The 19,610-nt window shown below is 40.9% G+C and carries 17 protein-coding genes and 1 pseudogene; 9 read left to right on the forward strand and 9 right to left on the reverse strand.

The window, feature by feature from the left end; genetic code table 11:
- Positions 1 to 167: 167 nt before the first annotated feature.
- Positions 168 to 602 (reverse strand): annotated as a pseudogene (locus FTT87_RS10835) (P-loop NTPase fold protein); the annotation flags it as partial.
- A gap of 321 nt (positions 603 to 923) precedes the next feature.
- On the opposite strand from FTT87_RS10835, the gene FTT87_RS10840 reads away from it, so the two are divergent.
- Positions 924 to 1,364 (forward strand): universal stress protein, encoded by a 441-nt coding sequence (locus FTT87_RS10840; RefSeq protein WP_166167484.1) that lies wholly within the window; start codon positions 924 to 926, stop codon positions 1,362 to 1,364.
- 76 nt (positions 1,365 to 1,440) lie between these two features.
- On the opposite strand, the gene FTT87_RS10845 is transcribed toward FTT87_RS10840, so the two are convergent.
- A complete protein-coding gene (locus tag FTT87_RS10845; RefSeq protein WP_180082581.1) occupies positions 1,441 to 1,776 on the reverse strand; it encodes an MGMT family protein in 336 nt (111 codons plus the stop codon).
- Between the two features lie 83 nt (positions 1,777 to 1,859).
- A complete protein-coding gene (locus FTT87_RS10850; RefSeq protein WP_180082578.1) occupies positions 1,860 to 3,359 on the reverse strand; it encodes a sodium:proton antiporter in 1,500 nt (499 codons plus the stop codon).
- Positions 3,360 to 3,596: 237 nt separating this feature from the next.
- On the opposite strand from FTT87_RS10850, the gene FTT87_RS10855 reads away from it, so the two are divergent.
- A complete protein-coding gene (locus tag FTT87_RS10855) occupies positions 3,597 to 4,154 on the forward strand; it encodes a hypothetical protein (protein ID WP_180082576.1) in 558 nt (185 codons plus the stop codon).
- 48 nt (positions 4,155 to 4,202) lie between these two features.
- Here the strand turns inward: FTT87_RS10855 and FTT87_RS10860 are convergent, their stop codons facing one another.
- Positions 4,203 to 5,108, reverse strand: coding sequence for a neutral zinc metallopeptidase (locus FTT87_RS10860; protein WP_180174855.1), 906 nt, complete (start codon positions 5,106 to 5,108; stop codon positions 4,203 to 4,205).
- Positions 5,109 to 5,159: 51 nt separating this feature from the next.
- Positions 5,160 to 6,086, reverse strand: coding sequence for a DUF808 domain-containing protein (locus FTT87_RS10865; RefSeq protein WP_180082572.1), 927 nt, complete (start codon positions 6,084 to 6,086; stop codon positions 5,160 to 5,162).
- A 198-nt stretch (positions 6,087 to 6,284) separates the two neighbouring features.
- Here FTT87_RS10865 and trpS point away from each other — a divergent pair, with 198 nt between their 5' ends.
- Positions 6,285 to 7,298, forward strand: coding sequence for a tryptophan--tRNA ligase (gene trpS / locus FTT87_RS10870; protein ID WP_180082570.1), 1,014 nt, complete (start codon positions 6,285 to 6,287; stop codon positions 7,296 to 7,298).
- Between the two features lie 334 nt (positions 7,299 to 7,632).
- On the opposite strand, the gene lysS is transcribed toward trpS, so the two are convergent.
- The gene (lysS, locus tag FTT87_RS10875) at positions 7,633 to 9,162 is read right to left on the reverse strand and encodes a lysine--tRNA ligase (protein ID WP_218944789.1); all 1,530 of its coding nucleotides are present in this window, start codon (positions 9,160 to 9,162) and stop codon (positions 7,633 to 7,635) included.
- A gap of 786 nt (positions 9,163 to 9,948) precedes the next feature.
- On the opposite strand from lysS, the gene FTT87_RS10880 reads away from it, so the two are divergent.
- A complete protein-coding gene (locus FTT87_RS10880) occupies positions 9,949 to 10,455 on the forward strand; it encodes a YqiA/YcfP family alpha/beta fold hydrolase (protein WP_180082782.1) in 507 nt (168 codons plus the stop codon).
- Between the two features lie 41 nt (positions 10,456 to 10,496).
- On the opposite strand, the gene FTT87_RS10885 is transcribed toward FTT87_RS10880, so the two are convergent.
- On the reverse strand, positions 10,497 to 11,039 hold the full coding sequence (locus FTT87_RS10885; protein WP_086176209.1) for an adenine phosphoribosyltransferase: 543 nt from the start codon (positions 11,037 to 11,039) through the stop codon (positions 10,497 to 10,499).
- 523 nt (positions 11,040 to 11,562) lie between these two features.
- On the opposite strand from FTT87_RS10885, the gene rubA reads away from it, so the two are divergent.
- The 4 genes from rubA to oxyR all read left to right on the forward strand — a co-directional run bounded on the left by rubA (position 11,563) and on the right by oxyR (position 14,892).
- Entirely contained in the window at positions 11,563 to 11,727 is a 165-nt protein-coding gene (rubA, locus tag FTT87_RS10890) for a rubredoxin RubA (RefSeq protein WP_086195931.1), read from the forward strand.
- Positions 11,728 to 11,800: 73 nt separating this feature from the next.
- Positions 11,801 to 12,979: an NAD(P)/FAD-dependent oxidoreductase gene (locus tag FTT87_RS10895; RefSeq protein ID WP_180042941.1), complete on the forward strand. Its 1,179-nt coding sequence runs from the start codon at positions 11,801 to 11,803 to the stop codon at positions 12,977 to 12,979.
- A 56-nt stretch (positions 12,980 to 13,035) separates the two neighbouring features.
- Positions 13,036 to 13,980: an esterase EstB gene (estB, locus tag FTT87_RS10900; RefSeq protein ID WP_218944805.1), complete on the forward strand. Its 945-nt coding sequence runs from the start codon at positions 13,036 to 13,038 to the stop codon at positions 13,978 to 13,980.
- A gap of 6 nt (positions 13,981 to 13,986) precedes the next feature.
- The gene (oxyR, locus tag FTT87_RS10905) at positions 13,987 to 14,892 is read left to right on the forward strand and encodes a LysR family transcriptional regulator OxyR (protein WP_180042940.1); all 906 of its coding nucleotides are present in this window, start codon (positions 13,987 to 13,989) and stop codon (positions 14,890 to 14,892) included.
- Between the two features lie 922 nt (positions 14,893 to 15,814).
- Here the strand turns inward: oxyR and ppk1 are convergent.
- Both ppk1 and mtgA read right to left on the reverse strand, forming a co-directional pair.
- Positions 15,815 to 17,896, reverse strand: coding sequence for a polyphosphate kinase 1 (gene ppk1, locus FTT87_RS10910; protein ID WP_180042939.1), 2,082 nt, complete (start codon positions 17,894 to 17,896; stop codon positions 15,815 to 15,817).
- 116 nt (positions 17,897 to 18,012) lie between these two features.
- The gene (mtgA, locus tag FTT87_RS10915) at positions 18,013 to 18,687 is read right to left on the reverse strand and encodes a monofunctional biosynthetic peptidoglycan transglycosylase (RefSeq protein WP_180042938.1); all 675 of its coding nucleotides are present in this window, start codon (positions 18,685 to 18,687) and stop codon (positions 18,013 to 18,015) included.
- An 80-nt stretch (positions 18,688 to 18,767) separates the two neighbouring features.
- Between mtgA and FTT87_RS10920 the strand changes: the two genes are divergently transcribed.
- On the forward strand, positions 18,768 to 19,580 hold the full coding sequence (locus tag FTT87_RS10920; protein ID WP_180082104.1) for a rhomboid family intramembrane serine protease: 813 nt from the start codon (positions 18,768 to 18,770) through the stop codon (positions 19,578 to 19,580).
- The last annotated feature ends 30 nt before the right edge of the window (positions 19,581 to 19,610 follow it).

The raw sequence follows: 19,610 nt of genomic DNA on the forward strand, positions 1-19,610 counted from the left end.
TCGCCTTCCTAATTCTTACCTGACATCTCTACGATGCCTTTTCCATAACGCTCACGACCGGGACTTTTGATCCAAGCCGCTTATGGTGGTTTGCTACCTGCTCCTGCAAGCCGATAGCGAGGGGCCATACCCTCATCTCTTACGCCGCTTGCTGCGGCACACTGAAGTCCTGCACCCACTAGATGTAATCCGAGAGTTAAAGCAATTTTAGGTAGAGATGGCAATAATGCTGTACCGACTGATGCAGACAATTCAATCAATTTTTTAACTTTTCTTTTAGTTCTTTTATCTTTATTTAAAATATTTGTAATTTCAGCGGTGATAACAAGAAATGGATCATCCAAATAATCATTTGCAAAGGCATCTAAATAAATGACGTTATGTTCTGTATTATTTAAATGTTTTGTCCAATGACATACGAACCACGTTTTACCTTCACCCCAACGTGCATCCAATGCCAACACAGCACCACACCGCAAACGATCAACATAATTTGTAAGCTGAATTCCTAAACGCTCACGATCCTAAAGATCACCCTCCCAAGCAGTTCCAATATTTTCAAAATTATCACGTTGCCAATTTAATTGATCTGTTTCATGCATTTTTTAATTCATTATTAATAAGTTACCACATTTATGATATGACAATTTTAAAGAACTGTTCACATCTATTTTTACAAATGGTTGCAAATAAGAAATCTGCTTACAATTTCCTCAGACTTTAGTTTTAAGCCCGCTAGTTTTTAAACAAAATCATGATAGATTAAATTATAAAATTGTTTTAGGGAATAAATTATCCCCATGAAATTACTAGGTTTTATTTTAATAGAAATACAGCTAGTATCATTTCAAACGTTTTTATTGAACAAGAAGTTCTAGTCTTAATACGATACATTTTAGTAAGGATTATAAGGAGAAATACACATGGCTTATCAAAATATCTTAGTCCCAGTTGACGGTTCAGAAACAGCTTATGCAGCAGTGGCTAAAGCAGCTGAGTTTGCTAAAGCATTTGGCAGTAAAATTACAGTAGTTCAAGTTTTAGCACTTGATCCGTATATCGCAGCAGAATACATTTCTGCTAGCCAAACCAATGACTTGATTGAACGTGCTCGTAATGCGATTGTTGATTCGCTAGCAGCAGCAAAGGCAAAATTCAATGAACAAGGCCTTGAAGTAGAAACTAAACTTCTTGAAGGACAAGTGATTCATCGTGAAATTGTGAGAGCTGCTGAAGATAGCCATGCTGATTTGATCATCATTGGTTCACATGGCCGTACAGGTCTGAAAAAACTGTTCCTGGGTAGCGTTGCTCAAAGTGTACTCGGAGAATCTCATATTCCGGTGCTGATTGTTCGCCAATAATATTCTCTTATATTTCCCATCTTTAACTAAAGGTGGGAAAATTTTATTCCGATAATCAATCTACCTACAGCTTTTATCAACTATTCATCCACTGATATTGTTTTAAATTAATTTTATCTCCAATCACCATTACCCCTTCTGCCACTAATTTTGATCGTTGAATACTTTCTCCGCTTTCATTTAATTTGCTTAGGCTAATTTTTCCTTGAGAGTTGATAACCCTATGCCAGGGAATATCCGCCGCTGAATCCAGATGCTTTAATACATAACCGACTAAACGTGCATGTTTGGGTAAACCTGCCATACGGGCAATCTGTCCATAACTGGCCACTTTAGCATATGGAATTAAGGCAACCACTTGCAGAATTTGACGCGCCAACTCATCACTGGAGCGACCTGAAGGTTCTGGCATACTAAGGTCCTTAAATCATCCCATTTAAAATTTCAAGCTATAAAAAAAGCCCGTTATGAGCTTCTTTTATTTGTGTTTTACACTTAGAAATTATCCGGACTTTCCAAACGTTTCACGACTTGCACCTTCTCTGGATTATGCATGACTGCAACACCATCTTCGGCTTTTTTATCAATTAAGGCATCCGGATTATATACGGTAATAGTTTCATTGCCGTTGGCATCTTCACCAACAATATACTGAAAGCCTTTGCGGTTCATTTTATGACACAAGCGTTGATACCAGCCCTTAAAACCCGTGGTTTCTTCATTGGGGTTATAATAAAAGGCATTCATGACCGCAGGTAAACCCAGTCCACAGACTACGCCGGAAAGTAAAACGGCAATAAAGGTATAGCCTACCAGGATACTGCTGTACTCACTGAGTTCAGGAATATTTGCTACCGCCAGAATCAAGGCAAGCGAGATTCCGCCACGCACCCCACCCCATGATAAAATTGCTAAACTACCATTATAGCTTTTGTTTCTAAAGTTCGGGAAAAATGCAAATGACAGATAGTTGGCAGCAAAGCGCGAAGCATGCAGAATCAGGAACGCCACAATCCCGCCCAGAATTAAACTAATGCTTAAATCCAGAATAAACAGTTCCAGACCAATCAAGGTGAACAAGAAGGAATTGATGATCCCTTCAACGGTATGCCAGAAATGGTTGACTTCACGAATTTCACGTTCTTGTAAAATTTCCTTCCACTTATTTCCTACCACCAAACCGCCAATCACACAGGCAATGGGTGCAGAGGCATGGGCAAATAAAGCCACCAAATATGAACCACAAGCCAGTAATGCGGTGGTTAAAATCAAAGATTCCATTTCGTGTTTGCCACGAAGCAATCTTAGAATGCCCAGACCAAAACCCCAGCCAATAATTATGGCCACTACAATCTCGTAAAGCAAAGTTTGCAACGTACCCACAATGGTAAAATGTTCACCCTGCAATACATATAATAAAGTCATGAATACGGCGATACACATGGCATCATTAAATAGTGATTCACCTTCCAGTTTAACCATGAGGTGATGCGGTGCACGTACCGAACTGAGTACACCTTTAATTCCGATCGGGTCGGTCGCACCCAATGCAGCACCTAACAGTAAAAGCACCAATAAATCGACATGCTTGCCAATCAGGAATTGATAGCCATATAAAGTGACACCAAAAAATACCGCACACAGTACCAGTGCAATACTGGCCAAAATACTGATCGGTTTCCAGTGGCTTTTTAAATCGGACACTTTAAATTTTAAAGCGGAAGAGGTCAGGATAAAACAGATCACGCCATTGATTAAAAAATCATAGAAATCAATATGACGAACTGCTTCTTCAATATTGTGAATATTAATGGTGATGAACTTGTTGCCACTGAGTAAACTGGCACCCCATTGTAAAATAAAGACAAAAATTGCCGAAACAATGGGTACACCTATCGCCTGTGGAAAACCTAAAATACGCTTATTAAAAATAGTCGTTGCAATTGAAAGCGCAAAAATAACTGTAAAGACCTGAAGAAAAAAGAAATTTCCCATTAAAGTTCCAATTTGAGCGATTGATTGGAATAAAGCGAACGCATCCCACCATTTCCAAATAAATATTTAATTCAATACTATTTATTCACCGAATCAGTTTAACCATTTTTTCTTTGACTCACAAAATAGTTAAGTTTTTTTACATATTTTTAGCAATGATTTAACATAGCCCAAGATCCATTTATTTAGTATCTCCTCATTTTTTTCATTTCTCTCTACATTAAGTTGAATTTAACCATGCATCAAACAGTTAAAACCATATTTCGGCTTTTTTTTGCAGGGATCATTTTTCTTATTACCTTGACTTTATTTTTGAGTATTTTTTCAAAAAGCCGAGAAATTATAAAAGCAGATCAAGCTTTTCAGTACGCCACGCAGATTTCCTTAAAATCTACACCTGACAAACCACTGGTGCTGGTCTCGAATAATCAACGCCCGGATCAGGCCATTTATATTGTGATTGCACAGAATGGTTATATTACCAAATTAAACTGCCAGCATTATCTGCAAGATATTTGTACAGATGAATATAACCAGTCCCATACCCGACAAATCCAGCAATTAGAGCTATTAAAAATAGGTCAGCAGCATTATATCCAGCAGGTTAATTATCAAGATAGTCGTACCCAAAAGCAGCAGCAATGGTCTTATTCTAAGCCGCAAATTCAGCAATTTTATCAAGCTGATATTTCAGATTTAAAATATCACCTGTTTAGTATGGCACTGTTTGCATTGGCAGCACTGTATGTGTCTATTCGAATTATCCGGAACTTTAAACAGTTTATTCATGGTTAACAAAAAAAGAGGATTTAATATCCTCTTTTTTTAATGCTTCATTACTATTTAAATGGCTTGATTAAAAGTATCACAATCATTGATATTCCCCGATTTCAACCCGGTTTCAAACCATTTCATGCGCTGCTGGCTGCTGCCATGGGTAAAACTATCAGGTACCACCTGCCCGGTCGCACGTTTCTGTAAATAGTCATCACCAATCTTATGCGCTGCATCCATGGCTTCTTCAATATCGCCCTGCTCCAGAAACTGGGTGCGTTGCTGGTTGTGATACGCCCAAATCCCGGCAAAACAGTCTGCCTGTAATTCCTGACGTACAGAAAGCTGATTGCCTTGCACTTCACTCGATTGGGCACGGGCTTTTTGCACTTGTGCTGAAATACCTAACAGCGTTTGCAGATGATGTCCTACTTCATGAGCCACCACATAAGCCTGGGCAAAATCACCGGCCTGATCCTGGCGGGACAATTCCGTGCTGTTTTGCTCACCGGATATACCCATTTGCTGACGCATATCTTTAAAGAAAGCCGTATCGATATACACTTTCTGATCCGAAGGACAATAGAAAGGCCCCATGGCAGATTGTGCGGTACCACAGCCCGAATCCACCACCCTATTAAACATCACCAGTTTAGGCGCGACATACTGCGCATTAAGCTGCTGCTGGAACACTTGGCTCCAGGTATCTTCGGTATCTGCCAATACCGTACCGACAAAATCCATGGCTTCCTGCTGTTCCGGGCTTGGATTCTCCAAACCTCTGGTTTCAGCCGGTTGTGATTGTGAAGTGACCTGTTTGGTGGCCTGATAAGCCTGTTGAGGATCGACTCCAAAAAATTTCCAGGCCACGAATGCGACGACCAGCCCCAAGATACTAATCCCACCTGCTTTAGCTCCGCCACCACCACGACGGTCTTCTACATTGCTACTGATTCGACGTCCTTTCCAGCGCATAGTGCTTTTCCTTAGAATTAGCTCAATCTATTTTAGCGAGCTTTTTCATCATTAAGCCTGTTTTGACTTGGACTTCATCTTCTGAATAACGCTAACCATAATTAAAACCAACAATCCAGCAACAAAACCAATCCCCAGATTAATTAAGGTCGGAGTCACTGCGCCAATAATATTGCCCATTGTAGGAAGGTGTTGTACATAATCGACCGAGTCTTCGGTCACATGATGGAACAATGGAATGGTATGGGTAATAATTCCGCCACCCACTAGGAACATGGCAATGGTTCCGACAATGGTCAAAGTTTTCATCAGTTTTGGGGCAAACGCCAGCAAACCGCGTCCCACAGTTTGCTTGAAACCCGATGCCTGCTTGGTTAAGTACAATCCCAGATCATCAATTTTGACAATCATGGCGACAAAACCATACACCCCAATAGTCATGATAATCGCAATAGCTGACAGCACCATCACCTTAGTACCAAAAGCAGCTGTTGCAACGGTACCCAATGAAATCACCACAATTTCAGCAGACAAAATAAAATCGGTACGAATCGCCCCTTTGATTTTTTCTTTCTCGAACTTGGCCAAATCAGTTTCAATGGCATTGAATTCTGCTTCAGCCGCTTCTTCCGTCGTGGCTTTTTTGTGCTGCACACTGTGCAGCACTTTTTCTACCCCTTCATAACACAGGAACAGACCACCAATCATCAATAACGGATTGATGAGCCACGGCGCGATCACACTAATCAGTAACGCCAGAGGCACCAGAATGAGCTTATTCACAAAAGAGCCTTTGGCAACACCCCAAACCACAGGCAGCTCACGCTCTGCACGCACGCCACTCACCTGTTGAGCATTGAGTGCCAGATCATCACCCAATACGCCTGCGGTTTTTTTTGCCGCCATTTTACTCATGACAGCAACGTCGTCTAAAACAGTTGCAATATCATCTAATAATATTAATAAACTACTCGCCATTCCTGTTATCCCTAAAGGTTCTATCGGCTATTTTAAAGAGAAAGATTCAAAAAAACTGTATCCACATCATTAAATTGTTCTTATTTTTTCAATGATCTGTTTTTATAGTGCCTGACATTCAAAAACATTATGCCGTACAATAAGGCAATACATCAGCATATAAGTATGTAGTGTTCACTACTTTGGAATAGAGAGATAATGAGTAATCAAGACAATCGTCCTGTTATTTTGACTGGCGACCGCCCAACCGGACAACTTCATTTAGGTCATTTTGTAGGTTCTTTACGTTCACGCGTAGGTTTACAGGATTCTCACCATCAACATCTCCTTCTTGCTGATGCCCAAGCTTTAACCGACAATGCCGATAACTTTGAAAAAGTACGCCGTAATATTATTGAAGTGGCAACAGATTATTTGGCTGTAGGTATTGACCCGACCAAAACCACCATCTGTGTTCAGTCCTGCTTGCCAGCACTGAATGAACTGACCATGTTGTATTTAAACTTTGTCACTGTATCTCGTTTAGAGCGCAACCCGACCATTAAATCTGAAATTCAGATGCGCGGCTTTGAGCGCGATATTCCGGCAGGTTTCCTGTGTTACCCTGTAGCACAAGCCGCTGACATTACAGCATTTAAAGCCACTGTCGTACCTGTGGGCGAAGACCAAATTCCAATGATCGAACAGACCAACGAAATCGTGCGTCGTTTAAACCGTCAGATTGGTCATGAGATTTTACCTGAATGTAAGGCACTGCTGTCTAATGTTGGTCGTTTACCAGGTTTCGACGGTAAAGCAAAAATGTCGAAGTCTTTGGGCAATACCATTGTGCTGGATGCATCTGACAAGGACATCAAAAAAGCTGTGAATGCCATGTATACCGATCCAAATCATTTGCGTATTGAAGATCCAGGTCAGGTGGAAGGCAACGTGGTATTTACTTACCTAGATGCATTTGATACCAACAAAGAAGAGCTGGAAGAGTTAAAAGCACATTATCGACGTGGCGGTTTGGGCGATGGTACGGTGAAAAAACGTCTTGAAGGCATTTTGAAAGAACTGATTGGCCCTATTCGTGAACGTCGTATGGAATTACAGAAAGATCCTGACTACATCATGGATATTCTAAAAACCGGGACTGACAAGTGCCGTGATATTACCCAGCAAACCCTTGATGAAGTGAAAGCAGGACTTGGCGTTTTCCACTTCTAAACACTGTATATTTTTAAAAGCCCTTCTTTTCTAGAGGGGCTTTTTTATAGCTAAAAAATGAGTAATCAATCACACTAACCCAGAGTGATTAACCTGAATTAACACAACTTAACTGAAAGCATCATGAAATGACTCAGCCTTCATTTTAAGATGTCTTAAATGCTTAGAGCTACCCCTAGTTCTAACATTCTCCTTAACCGAACTGTGCAAACAGATTCGTTGTTCTACGCAATGATCACCCCAATCATTGCGTATTTTTTTGCCTGATTTTCAAGCCATCATAAGTTTCAGGCAATAAAAAACCCGCACTGAGCGGGTTCTTTTCATTCACAATTTATGCATGTTTATGACGCATATGCGGGAACAAAATCACGTCACGGATACTTGGTGCATTGGCAAAAATCATCACTAAACGGTCAATACCAATACCCTCGCCTGCTGTAGGAGGAAGACCGTATTCAAGGGCTTCAATGAAGTCTGCATCGAAGTGCATCGCCTCATCATCGCCGGCATCTTTTTCAGCAACCTGTGCCTGAAATCGCTCTGCCTGGTCAATCGGGTCATTTAATTCCGAGAAACCATTGGCCAATTCACGACCACCGATGAAGAATTCAAAACGGTCAGTAATGTGCGGATTTTCATCATTACGGCGCGCCAATGGAGAAGTTTCCGCTGGATATTCGGTAATGAATGTCGGTTGACGCAGTTTGGTTTCCACCGTTTCTTCAAATACGATGGTTTGCAGTTTACCTAGGCCAAAACCAGGTTTCACCTGTTCTTTCAATTCTTCCTGAATGAATTTCGCCAGGAATTCACGGTCAGATACATTTTCAGGTGTAAATTGCGGGTTGTGTTCCAGAATGGCATCAAACATGGAAATTTTCTTGAATGGACCCTTGAAGCTATACACTTCTTCACCATAAGGAACGTCTGTCGTACCCAGGATATCTAGCGCCAGTTTCTCAAGCATATTTTCAGTTAAAGCCATCAAGTCTTTATAGTCTGCATAAGCCTGATAGAATTCAATCATGGTGAATTCCGGGTTATGACGGGTTGAAACCCCTTCATTACGGAAGTTACGGTTAATCTCGAACACCCGCTCAAAACCACCTACCACCAAACGTTTCAGGTAAAGCTCAGGTGCAATACGCAAGAATAACGGCATATCTAAGGCATTATGATGCGTTTCAAACGGACGCGCAGAAGCACCGCCTGGAATTACATGCATCATTGGCGTTTCCACTTCCATGAAGCGTTCATTGCTTAAATAGGCACGAATCCCAGAAACCACTTTGGCACGAATTTCAAAGGTTTTACGGGTTTCTTCGTTTACGATTAAATCCAAATAACGTTTACGGTATTTGACTTCTGTATCAGTTAAGCCATGGAATTTGTCTGGAAGTGGACGCAGTGACTTGGTTAAAAGTTCAAATTTCTCGATGTGTACATACAGGTCACCTTTACCGGAACGGCCGATATAACCTTCAACTGCAATGATATCGCCCAGGTCCAGGCTCTTGATGGTTTCCAGTACTTCAGGTGCAAGTTCTTTACGTGCAACATAAAGCTGAATACGGCCAGTCATGTCCTGGATCACAATGAATGACCCGCGGTTCAACATCACGCGACCAGCCACTTTTACATGGACGTGTTCGCCAGCTTCAATTTCTTCTTTAGATTTTTCAGCAAATTGGTCTTGTAAATCTTGTGCATAGTGCTCACGCTTAAACGCGTTTGGCCATGGACTAATACCAGTTTCTTTTGCGTGGTCTTGAATCTGCTTTAACTTGGCATGACGCTGTGCAATTAAATCGTTTTCGGAAATGTGTGGTTCAGAAGTCGATTGAGCGTTATGTTGCGTCATCTCTGCCTCGAATATGTGTAAAAAACGGAAGTTGCATAGCATAGCAGATTTAGTGCAAATTTCGAATGTCTTATTGCTATACAAATGCACTGATTTGCTAAAAGCCGGGTTCTTTACTTCATCTGGCTAGGCTTCGGTAAGCTGTTTAACAGTCTCATAACCCTTTTAAACCCGTTTTCCATCATTTCCCGATAGCCTTTAGACCTACCTACATTCACCCTGAGTATGTTTTTTCCATCTATCTGCTCCAGAACATATTTCTCTAAAGCACCCTTCCATTTTTTAACTTCTTCACCTTCCAAATCTTCAATACTCTCTCAAACCCTAGCTAAATGTTTAAAGATCACCACTTTCAACTCTTCCAAACGCTCAATCGTAGCAACCATACCGTTGCCGTAGGTTCATTGGCTATAGCTAAGGATGCCATATACCTGCCGTACTTTTTAAGGTAAGGCTGCAATTAAAATTGCATAACTCAATGTTTCAATAGCGTGGCCAACTCTCCAAAACATGCTGTCCATGAAAGTAGAGAAACCATTTTTTACACCATCGCTACATTTTGTTATTGAATACTGAGTTGAACAATAAATCACACCAAGCATTTATTTTTAATAAATAATTTATTTTTAAATTAAGTTTATTAGATTGATCTGAAATACACCTTAGACCAAAAGCTAACTTCTTTGTTCAGCCAAGTCACTTACAATAGATTCAAGAAAAATAGTTGAAAAGTAATCTATTCGACTGTGTCTATCTTTGTGAATAAAGAAAGTATGAACTAAAAAAATGACGACATGCCCTTTAAAAATCCTATTTTTGCATGGACTCGATTCTTCGCGTGAATCAGCCAGATTCCATGCTATTAACGCCGATCATAAATATTGTATCGATGTAGATTATCGCAACCTGAATTTTCAAACCGTCGCTAACTTTTACCGGGAAATTATTGCCAAAATTCAACCGGAAATTCTGATTGGCCATAGCTTGGGGGCTTACTGGGCCTTAAAAATGTCAGTCCTATACAAAATTCCGGCGATTATTGCCAATCCCAGCCTAAGCCCAGACTTTCGTGCTGATTATCCACCTATTAGCGAAGATGATCTGGAACATGATATTGCACAAATTGCCTATCTGGAATTAGGCGATGAAGAACTGGATATGTATGCTGTACAACAGCAACTCGAACCCTATATGCAGGTTCAGGCCGTCGAAGGTGGACATCATCGTTTAGCCAGTCCAGAAAATATCAATGGACTGCTTCAGCATATGCAGACATATTTTCTGAAAAAATAAAAAAGCCTTGGAATAACCAAGGCTTTTTTCACATGCTTTAATCAAGCAACAGCTTGTTCTGGTTGAGATTTTTCATCTAATACCGACCAAATATCTAAGCCGAGGTCATTATGCAAATCTGGCAAATCCAGAAAAACACTAGCCCCTAAAACTTCATGCTTGCATTTATTCACTAACTGTTTAACTGCTTTTAGCGTACCGCCAGTGGCTAACACATCATCTACGATAATGATTTTTTGCGCTTGAACATCAGCCGACATTTCCAGACGGTCCATGCCATATTCCAGACTATAACCGACACCAACCACTGGTGGCGGTAATTTTCCTGCCTTACGAACCAGCAATAAACCTTTGCCCAAACGTTGCGCCAATAAACTTGCAAGTACAAAACCGCGCGCTTCAACTGCAACAAAACTGTCGACTTCTGCCAATTTTTCAGCAGGAATACTGGCAACTAAAGCGTCAGTTAATAACTCAATGTTTCCCATAAATAATGGAGTCAAGTCATAAAAACAAATACCTGGTTTAGGGAAATCCTGGACCGTACGAATGTTAGACCACAAAGTTGTAGACAGATTGCTCATGGGAGAAAAGTATTTTAAAAGAGAATATATGAATTTTAACGCTTTATTAGGCCTATGACCAGTCAGCGCTTACTTTTAAACCATAATAAAAATAATCACAAAATTATAACTTACTGATTTAGTTATTTAATTTTTTAAATAAATAATAGGTATAGATTTATCTAATCATAGAATAACAAATACAGGTTTTTTTTTCTGCACGACCTTAGTCTAAAAAGACCACTTATCCACTTTGACTACGCTGGGATCCAAAATCTTGTTTGTCGCACTGCTTAAAAAGAAAAGTTAATTTATATTGCTCCACTTCTGCCTATTTTCATGCTTTAAAGACCAGTTTTGTTCTTCTCAGCAATTCTGGTTTCAATTTCTGTCCTTAAACTCCGATATTTGCTTTACATTGTAGATAGAACTGCGTAAAAATTTGCTTGAATGTGTACATTGAAAGTCATATCAATAGAGTCACACGGTATATGGAATATTACTGACCGCATATTTTTGAAAAGTCAGTGTTTTGGAGAGTCAAATGAAGAAATATCAATGCATCGTTTGTGGATGGATTTATGACGAAGCTGAAGGTTGGCCACAAGATGGGATTGTCGCAGGGACCAAATGGGAAGACATCCCGGATGACTGGACCTGCCCGGACTGTGGTGTATCAAAAGTTGATTTCGAAATGGTAGAAGTCTGATTATTGATACAAAAGACCATAGTGAATGGTCTTTTTTTATGTCTTATTAAAGAAAAACAGTCTGGAGAATAATATGCATCCTATCGTCATCATTGGTTCTGGTATGGCCGGCTATACCGCAGCACGTGAATTTCGCAAGCTTAATCCCGAGCATGAGCTGGTCATGATCTGTGCAGATGATGCGGTAAACTATGCCAAACCGACACTTTCCAATGCTTTAGCTGGGAACAAGGCACCTGAACAAATTGCTTTAGGCGATGCAGCTAAAATGGCAACGCAACTGAATATGCGTATTGAAGCCCATACCTGGGTCAAAGAAATTCAAGCAGCCCAACATCAGCTTATTTTAGAAAAAGATGGTCAGCAAAGTACTCAGCCTTATGCCAAGCTGGTTCTTGCAGTGGGTGCTCATCCTGTTCGCGTAGCGATTGCAGGCGATGGCAGTGATGATATTCATGTCGTCAATAATTTAGAGGACTACAAGGCATTCCGTAAAAATCTGGATCAACATCACGATAAACGTGTGGTGATTTTAGGTGCCGGTCTGATTGGCTGTGAATTTGCCAATGACTTGCAAAACACAGACCATCAAGTGACTGTGATTGATTTGGCTCCTCAACCTTTGGGACGCTTATTACCCGCCCATGTTGCAACGTCTTTCCAGGAAAAACTTGAGGATACCGGTATTCACTTCGTTCTGGGCACCACGGTTGAAAAAGTCATCAAAGTGGAACAAGGCGATTATCAAATCACGTTAGCCAATGGTCAGTCTGTGATTGCCGACATTGTACTTTCTGCGATTGGTTTACACCCGAATCTGGAGTTAGCAAAAGCTGCTGATATTCATTGCAGTCGCGGTATTTTGACCAATAGCCATCTGGAAACCAACCAGGCAGATATTTATGCCATTGGGGACTGCGCCGAAGTCAATGGTTTGCTGCTGCCATATGTCATGCCAATTATGCAACAGGCACGTGCCTTAGCCAAAACCTTGAATGGTGAAAAAACCCATGTGCATTACCCGGCAATGCCGGTTGCAGTAAAAACACCTGCTGCACCACTGACAGTACTTCCTGCACCTGTGGACGTTGATGTAAACTGGGAAACAGAAGAACTCGAAGATGGAATGATTGCTAAAGCCATCGATAGTGAAAATACCTTACGTGGTTTTGTCTTGTTGGGACCAAGTGCTGCCAAACAGCGTTTGATTCTCACCAAACTGGTGCCGGACTTGATTCCTGCTGCAGTTTAAGGTTTTAATACCAAGGACATTTTTTCAGCAAAATGTCCTTTTTTAGGAAAATAACAATGGATAGCGCACTCAGTTTTACGGGTTCTCCCTATACATCTTTTATGCATGAAACCAAAGTCAATTTAGGTAATGGCGTTGAACTTCATGTGGAAATGGGTGGAAACCCGGAACATCCTGCCATCATGCTGATTATGGGTCTGGGTGCGCAAATGTTGTTTTGGCCTGATTTTTTCTGCAAATCCCTGATTGACCAAGGTTATCGCGTAATTCGTTTTGACAACCGCGATATTGGCTTGTCTTCCAAAATTCGTCATTCTGGTCCACGTCTCAACACATTGAAATTGATGGGACGTTTTGCCTTAGGCTTACAAAATCAAGGTGCGCCATATAACTTATATGATATGGCAGAAGATGCAGCACTACTGATTGATCGTTTGGGTCTGCAACAAGTCTCGGTCATTGGCGCTTCCATGGGGGGCATGATTGCACAAATTCTGGCAGCAAAACATCCACAAAAAGTCAGTAATCTGGGCCTGATGTTTACCAGTAACAATCAGCCTTTATTACCACCGCCTTTTCCCAAACAACTGTTTAGCCTGATTGGCAGACCAGAATCGACTGATGAAGAAGGCATTGTGAACCATAGCGTGAAGGTATTTAACATTATTGGCTCATCTGGATATATCAATCAACTGGAAATTATTCAGACAGCACGCAAATTATATCAACGAAGTTACTATCCAGCGGGTGTACTTCAACAGTTTTTAGCAATATTATGTACAGGTTCTTTGCTACAATTGGGTAAGCAAATTCAGCAACCTACCCTCGTGGTACATGGCTCTCGTGATCGTTTATTGCCACCGAGTCATGGCAAAGCAGTTGCAAAGGCAATTACTGATGCTAAGTTTGAATTAATTGAGGGAATGGGGCATGATATCCCACCGCATTTTATTCCATATCTGAGCGGATTATTTGCTGATCACTTTAAATCAAAACATTAGGACACTATGGCTGCATTACCCTCTTTAAGACAGCTGTCATACCTCGTTACACTGTCTGAAACGCTGCATTTTACTGAAGCTGCGCGCCGTTCATTTGTGACCCAGTCAACCTTGTCTGGCGGGATCATGGAGTTAGAGCGCTTGCTAGGTGGAGTACTTGTTGAACGCGATCGCCAAAATGTACGTTTAACTCCGCTTGGTGAACAGGTTGTTGCACGAGCCCGTGTTCTTTTGGCAGATGCCCAAGACCTGATGCGTTTAAGTCGTGAAATGAGCGAACCTTTAACAGGTGATCTACATTTAGGGATTATTCCCACAATTGCACCTTTTATTCTGTCGCAACTGCTAGATGAAGTGCATAAACAACTTCCTAAAATTCAGCTGCACTTGCACGAAGCACAAAGTGAAAAAATTGTCGAAAAACTCGAACATGGTAATTTGGACATGATCGTGTTGGCATTGCCTTTTGACACACGTGGCTTAAAAGTTGCAGAAATTGCAAAAGAAAATCTGTATCTGGTTTACCATAAAGCGGATCAGAATGCGCAGAATGCCCGCAGTTTGGATGATCTGGATTTATCGCGCTTAGTATTACTTGAAGAAGGTCATTGTTTACGCAACCATGTGTTAAGTGCCTGTCCAATTGGTGAACGCAAAAATGATCATCGCTTAAAAGCAAGTTCATTACCGACACTAATAGAAATGGTTTGTTCAGACTTAGGCTTTACCCTGCTTCCTGAAATTGCGATTCATAACCATATGATTAAAGCCAATTCAGACTTGGTGGTGAAACCTATAGAGGCAGCGCCAAGCCGTACTCTTGCCCTGGTGACACGTAAAAGTACCCCATTGCAAAGCGAGTTTGATGTCCTGTTACAAATCTTGCAAAAAATCACCCAGACTCTTCATTAAAAGATTCAATCTATTAAAAGGAGCAACTGCTCCTTTTTTTATACTTAATGTAAAGTATGCAGGCTCATTTTTTTAATCAAATGCCTTATTTTCTTCATAAAAAAATGCTTAGCACGCGGATAAACCTTAATTAAAACAAATGGACAACTTCTCATACATAGGGATAAACAGAGAAAGTTACATTCAAGAAATTACTCACTTCTGAATTGCAAACACCATCAAAAGTGAGCAATTCCAGGCAACCATTCAACTACTTTATATACTTGATAATAGGTATTTTATGTTTCATTTAAAAATGAAAGGTAAAAAATAGCTTATCCACCCAGATAAGCCATGTAAGGTAAAATATTTCCATTACTCTGATTGTAATAGAAATATTATAGCCCTTGGAGTTGAAATAGGATTGTTGAGTCAACCCAAACAAAAAGCACTGTTATGCTATAAGCTAAATATCACTTCTAATATCCCTATAATTGGGTATTTTTCATCATTTATAAGAATACCTGTACTTTGCACAAGAAAATAACTCAACCACAAATAAGTCAAAATAAAATAATTTATATCTAAATATTCTTTACTGTACAGAGACTTAAATTTACTTTTATTTTATAAATTCACCAGTTTCAGGAATAGCTGTTTGTTTATTTTTATCACCAAGTAACCAAATAAAATATACCACCACTGTGAGTACAAGCTTGTTAGTGAACTGCTATTAGCCGTTTCTATCATGATGATAGAAGATCAACCCTTTTTTTAATCATTCATTAGAAAAACAATATTAAAAATATCTACAGAAAAATTGCCAGCGTAGAACCTTTATTTTTTAAGTTGAGGATGATTTATTGGGAATAATTTATGAATAAATCAATCAAATCAAGGAATCCAAAGACTCCTTGATTTGAGATGGGGACACTATTGTGGATTATTTGATCATCTCTAATAATATACGCTGTGCATTATGTGCTTCTTGCCCTTCAGCAACTTGCGCACGTAACCATGTACCATCACTTTGCAGTAACCACGCTTGCTGATTATCCTTTAAATAATTCAGTAAACCTTGCTGATAAATGCGTTTTTTCAATGCTGCATCTTCAATCGGGAAACAGGCTTCCACACGATTGAACAGGTTTCGATCCATCCAGTCTGCACTTGAACAGTAAATCCGGCTATCTCCTCCGTTCAAGAAGTAATAGACACGGGTATGCTCAAGGAAACGTCCAACAATGGAACGTACCCGAATATTTTCAGACAGATCAGGTAAACCGGGACGCAGGCAGCAGATTGAACGGATAATCAGATCAATTTGTACACCGGCTTGCGATGCTTCATATAATTTATTGATCAGTTGCATTTCCGTTAAGGCATTCACCTTGACAATAATTTGCGCAGGCTTGCCGGCTTTGGCATTGGCAATTTCATCATCAATAAAATTAATCAGCTGAGCATGCAAGGTAAAAGGAGCATGCAATAACTTTTTCAGTTTTGCCATTTTCCCCATACCGGTTAATTCCTGGAAAATGCGGTGCACATCTTCACAAAGCTCTTTGTCTGTGGTCAGCAAACCATAGTCAGTATAAATACGGGCATTACCAGCATGGTAGTTACCGGTACCTAAATGTACATAACGCACCAGCTTATTATTTTCACGGCGTACCACCAGAATCATTTTGGCATGGGTTTTATAACCGACAATGCCATACACGACGACTGCTCCAGCTTCTTGCAGTACATTCGCTACTTCAATATTGGATTCTTCATCGAAACGGGCACGGAGTTCAATTACCGCTGTCACTTCCTTGCCATTACGTGCTGCTTCCGCCAAGACCTGAACAATTTCAGAATCCGGACCACTGCGATATAGCGTTTGCTTGATGGCTAAAACTTGTGGATCACGTGCCGCTTCACGTAACAAGTTAATGACTGGGGCAAAAGATTCAAACGGATGATGGAGTAGAATGTCCTGCTTCTGCATGGCAGAAAAAATATTTTCAGACTTTCTCAGCACTTTCGGAATAATAGGCGTATGTGAATCATAGCGTAAATGTGGACGCTTAAAATTGGACAATAACCGTGCCAAGTTAACCGGGCCATCAACCTTATACAGTTGCTCTTCTTCCAGATCAAACTCATCCAGCAAATAGTCATAAATATGTTTCGGGCAATTATGAGTCACTTCCAGACGTACCGCACGACCAAAACGACGCGAGTTCAATTCGCCTTTTAAGGCCTTGGCCAAATCTTCCACATCTTCGTTTAAAGCGAGATCGGCATTTCGGGTGACACGGAACTGGTAACAGCCGGTTGCTGTCATGCCCGGGAACAGGTCTGAAACATGCTCATGAATAATCGCAGACAGCATCACATGATGCTCTTTCCCGCCAGTAAGTTCATCCGGCAAGCGCACGACACGGGGCAATGAACGCGGTGCAGGCACTACGGCCAAATCAATCTGACGGCCAAAAGCATCTTTACCTTCCAGAGTCACAATAAAGTTGAGGCTTTTATTGACTAGCCGTGGAAAAGGATGCGCCGGATCAAGACTGATTGGCGTCAGTACCGGCGCCACCTGCTCCTGAAAATATTTTTTGATCCAAGCCGACTGTGCCGGAGTTAATTCGCCGCGACGCAAGAAACAGATGTCTTCTTCACGCAGTTTAGGCAAAATTTGTTCATTTAAAATACGGTATTGGCGGTCAATTGCCTCATGCGTGGTTTTGGAAATAATATCCAGCACCTGCTTCGGAGTTAAACCGTCTGGACTACGACTTTCATTACCCAAGTCCAGTTGCTCCATCACGCCGGCAACGCGAATTTCAAAAAATTCGTCCAGATTACGCGAGAAAATCAGTAGGAAATTCATCCGGTCAAGCAAAGGATGTAAAGGATCGACCGCTTGTTCCAATACCCGCAAATGGAAGTCGAGAATAGAAAGCTCACGATTAATGTAGCGATCATTATATGTATATTCTATTTGCGCCGGAGTCGTATTAGCAGCCGTATTCATACCCTAACCTATGATTATTCGAAAGTAGTCCGTATCTTCATAAGTATGCTTCAAATTTATGACAATTTCATAAAAAAAAGCCCAAATCACTGGGCTTTTTGAAAATAAATCCTAAATTAGGGAATATGGCTATAACGCATATATTTTTGAATCATGCGTTTACGATATTGTAATTTTTTATCATGTTGATGATCTTGATAATATTTAGGGTTAGGTAAAATGGCTGCTAAGAATGCCGCCTGTTCACGACTCAGGCTTCGCGCACTTTTGCCAAAATAATGCTGGGTAGCGGCTTCTATGCCATAGATATTGTCACCAAATTCTACCGAGTTGAGATAGACTTCCAGAATGCGCTGTTTTGACCACATGCGTTCCATCATCCAGGTGGCAACCGCTTCCTGTCCTTTACGCAGGAAGGAACGCTTATTGTATAAAAACAGGTTTTTGGCCAGTTGCTGGGAAATGGTTGAACCGCCTGCGACCACTTTACCCTTGTCTTTGTTACGTTCTAAGGCGAACTGCATGCCTTCCCAGTCGAAACCTTTATGCTGCAAAAACTTTCCATCTTCCGCAGCAACCACGGCATGTTTCATATAATCACTGATCTGATCATAATCACGCCACTCATGTTTAATCGGTTTCGAAGGTTCGGACCAATAATCCAGACGCATCATCATGGTGGTATCCACCGGATGGGTGCGCCACCACAGCAAACTTGAAAAAATCCACAGTTGAACCAAAAGCACCAGACTGACAAGTATTAACAAACTACGAACAATAAAAGCTTTCATGTCAGTGAGTTACTCCAAAAATCTGTTTTTTTTCGTGCTAAGCTGGATGCTGAATATAGCAAAGATTATAAAAGAATAGCATGGCCGAACTTTCTCCCCCTCCCATTCGAACTAAACCCGAGGTTCATCTTTGGTGGCTAACGGCAGTTTTTATTGCCATCAATGTCGGTTTATTTCTCTGGCAAGTCCTGAGTGGAGTCAATATTACGACTCCAAGTCTGGTCGATGCGATTCATTGGGGTGCTGATTATGCACCTTTAACCTTTTTAGAGGAACCCACTCGCCTGTTTACAAGCATGTTTTTTCATTTTGGCCTGATCCATTTAATGCTAAACATGTGGGCACTGTATATTTTTGGCAGTGTGGCTGAACAGCTGTTAGGCCGGTTTTATTATCTGGGACTTTATATTCTTGCCGGTCTGATGGGCAGTTTACTCAGTGGTTTCATTGATATTCAAAATACCTTTGCACTCTTGCAAAGCAATGATCCTAAGTTTCTTCCCACCGTCAGTGCCGGTGCATCGGGTGCCGTGATGGGTATTGGCAGTGCATTGACTATTTTATCCCTACTCCCCCTATTACCGAAACAACGTTTTATTCTAGATAAAAAAAGCCTGCTGATGATTATGGGCATCAATTTGTTGATTGGCTTTACCATCGCCGGAATTAACAATGCCGCACATATTGGCGGCATGTTGATGGGTGCGGTGCTGACAGCAATCTGGTATGTGGGACAAAGAATACATAAACCGAATTTGGCTTTTGTAGTAGGCATGGCAGTAGGCATCATCAGCTGTTATTTGCTGTATGCTTACTGCATGCAGCAAGTGCAGATTCTGGAACCAGTCTGGCGGCAAATATTAGCCGCTATGCGGGCACAACTGCATTTTTAATGCCCTGAATTTTGTCTACTGAAGATGAAT

It is taken from the genome of Acinetobacter sp. YH01022, assembly GCF_013420235.1.
Taxonomy (GTDB): Bacteria; Pseudomonadota; Gammaproteobacteria; order Pseudomonadales; family Moraxellaceae; genus Acinetobacter.

Coding starts and splice junctions, on each gene's coding strand:
- FTT87_RS10840 (WP_166167484.1), top strand. CDS start 924: ATGGCTTATCAAAATATCTTAGTCCCAGTTGACGGTTCAGAAACAGCT.
- FTT87_RS10845 (WP_180082581.1), bottom strand. CDS start 1,776: ATGCCAGAACCTTCAGGTCGCTCCAGTGATGAGTTGGCGCGTCAAATT.
- FTT87_RS10850 (WP_180082578.1), bottom strand. CDS start 3,359: ATGGGAAATTTCTTTTTTCTTCAGGTCTTTACAGTTATTTTTGCGCTT.
- FTT87_RS10855 (WP_180082576.1), top strand. CDS start 3,597: ATGCATCAAACAGTTAAAACCATATTTCGGCTTTTTTTTGCAGGGATC.
- FTT87_RS10860 (WP_180174855.1), bottom strand. CDS start 5,108: ATGCGCTGGAAAGGACGTCGAATCAGTAGCAATGTAGAAGACCGTCGT.
- FTT87_RS10865 (WP_180082572.1), bottom strand. CDS start 6,086: ATGGCGAGTAGTTTATTAATATTATTAGATGATATTGCAACTGTTTTA.
- trpS (WP_180082570.1), top strand. CDS start 6,285: ATGAGTAATCAAGACAATCGTCCTGTTATTTTGACTGGCGACCGCCCA.
- lysS (WP_218944789.1), bottom strand. CDS start 9,162: ATGACGCAACATAACGCTCAATCGACTTCTGAACCACACATTTCCGAA.
- FTT87_RS10880 (WP_180082782.1), top strand. CDS start 9,949: ATGACGACATGCCCTTTAAAAATCCTATTTTTGCATGGACTCGATTCT.
- FTT87_RS10885 (WP_086176209.1), bottom strand. CDS start 11,039: ATGAGCAATCTGTCTACAACTTTGTGGTCTAACATTCGTACGGTCCAG.
- rubA (WP_086195931.1), top strand. CDS start 11,563: ATGAAGAAATATCAATGCATCGTTTGTGGATGGATTTATGACGAAGCT.
- FTT87_RS10895 (WP_180042941.1), top strand. CDS start 11,801: ATGCATCCTATCGTCATCATTGGTTCTGGTATGGCCGGCTATACCGCA.
- estB (WP_218944805.1), top strand. CDS start 13,036: ATGGATAGCGCACTCAGTTTTACGGGTTCTCCCTATACATCTTTTATG.
- oxyR (WP_180042940.1), top strand. CDS start 13,987: ATGGCTGCATTACCCTCTTTAAGACAGCTGTCATACCTCGTTACACTG.
- ppk1 (WP_180042939.1), bottom strand. CDS start 17,896: ATGAATACGGCTGCTAATACGACTCCGGCGCAAATAGAATATACATAT.
- mtgA (WP_180042938.1), bottom strand. CDS start 18,687: ATGAAAGCTTTTATTGTTCGTAGTTTGTTAATACTTGTCAGTCTGGTG.
- FTT87_RS10920 (WP_180082104.1), top strand. CDS start 18,768: ATGGCCGAACTTTCTCCCCCTCCCATTCGAACTAAACCCGAGGTTCAT.